The organism is Akkermansia sp. NBRC 115031 (genome assembly GCF_030268505.1).
Taxonomy (GTDB): domain Bacteria; phylum Verrucomicrobiota; class Verrucomicrobiia; order Verrucomicrobiales; family Akkermansiaceae; genus Akkermansia; species Akkermansia massiliensis.
In genome coordinates this window covers 1-1,693 of the sequence record NZ_BSQU01000016.1, presented here as the reverse complement: position 1 = coordinate 1,693, position 1,693 = coordinate 1, and the positions used below count along the sequence as shown (strand labels likewise).

The window sequence follows — 1,693 nt, the reverse complement described above, 5'->3', positions numbered from 1 at the left end:
GTATCGGTCAAATGGGGCAAGCCTCCGGTGATCGGAGCCTACCCGGAAGGCAAGGACTACCGCGCCAAGACATGGCAGCACTCCAGCCCTCTCTTCTGGGGTGGGCAGATGCCCACCGCCTCCGAGCTCGGACGCCTCTACAGCCCCTACCAGTTTGAAGTCAAAAACGCCAACAGCGACTTCTTCCCCATCACCATCTCCAACATCCTCTCCAACGACGGCACCAGGCTCTCCCCCTTCGGCGGACCGGGCGCCGAGCAGGTCAACAAGATCGTGGCCGCGGAACTCCCCTTCCAGCAGCCCTCCAGCCTCGCCGGCTTCGCAGGCTGCCGCCTCACCCCGGGATGGTACAGGAGCGACTCCAAGGCAGCCGTCGCCAAACGCTTCGCCTACCAGTCCGGCGTGCCGGGCGTGGGGATCGGCAACGCTTTTGCCGACCCCATGCTCCCGCCCGACAAGGTCTTCTCCCACAATGAAATCATGGGAGACGCCTCCCTGGGCGACTTCTGGGACCACGGCCTGATGGTCAACGACGCCCTCTGGGACTCCTGGTTCGCCTCCTCCCTGGCCGCGCGCCCCTCCAGCATCGGAGGCACGGGCAGGGAGGAACTTAAAACCGTGCTTCAACAGGCCTTCTCCACGGACGCCTCCTCCAACAAGGCCGCCGGCATTGCCAACAGGCGCTTCGTGCCCGACCTCCAGGGCAAGCCCTCCGAGGCCGTCGTCGAAGAACTCTCCAAGACCGACGAAGGCTACAAGCACGCCTCCAAGTACCTCACCGTGGCCGGGGGCTTCAACGTCAACTCCACCTCCCAGCGCGCCTGGGAAGCCACCCTGCTTGGGCTCAAAAAGCGCAAGCTCCTCTACTCCCGGAGCGGGACCCCCTCCGTGCTCAACAACAGCCAGACGGCCTTCTCCCGCTTCGGGGTGGCCAGCAGCGACAAGTCCCACGTGGACGACTACGGCTCGGTGGGCGTAACCCAGGGCATCCCGGACGGGGAGGCCATGGCGTGGTCCGACCTCAGAACGCTCAGCGACTCGCAGATCAAGTCCCTGGCCCGGAACATGGTCCAGGAGGTCAAAAAGAGGGGCCCCTTCCTGAACATGTCCGACTTCGTCAACCGCCGCCTGCAGAGCGGGGAGATGGGGGTGAAGGGGGCGCTTCAGGCGGCCATCGACGAAAGCTCCATCAACAGCACCTTTGACGAACTCTCCGACATGGTCATCACGCCCAAGGGAGGGTACCCGAACCAGGACGCGGCCAAGGGATCGGTGTACACGGCTGCTCCCGGCTACCTGATCCAGTCCGACGTGCTGGCGGTGCTGGGCAATATTTTAACGACGCGCGACGACACGTTTACGATCCGGGCCTACGGGGAGCTGACCAACCGCGAGGGTGTGGTGCTGTCGCGGGCGTGGTGCGAGGCGGTGGTGCAGAGGGGGATCAACTACGTGGACCCGGTGGACAGCCCGGAGACGCCGGTCAAGAAGATCAACATGAAGAGCGGAGCGCTGGAGGAGACGGAGCTGAGCGCGGTGAACAAGGCGTTCGGGAGGAAGTTCAACATCGTCTCCTTCCGCTGGCTGTCTCCCGAGGAGGTGTAATAAAAGAGAGAGAGAGTTTTTTTCTTCTTCCCGGCCAGCGCCGCTTCCCATCCACGGGGAGCGGCTCTTTTTGTGCTTAAGGGGAGGG

The 1,693-nt window shown here is 63.9% G+C and carries 1 pseudogene; it reads left to right on the top strand.

Annotated features, from left to right (window positions below):
* Positions 1–1,605, top strand: a pseudogene (locus tag QSJ36_RS12765) (hypothetical protein); the annotation flags it as partial.
* Positions 1,606–1,693: the final 88 nt, after the last annotated feature.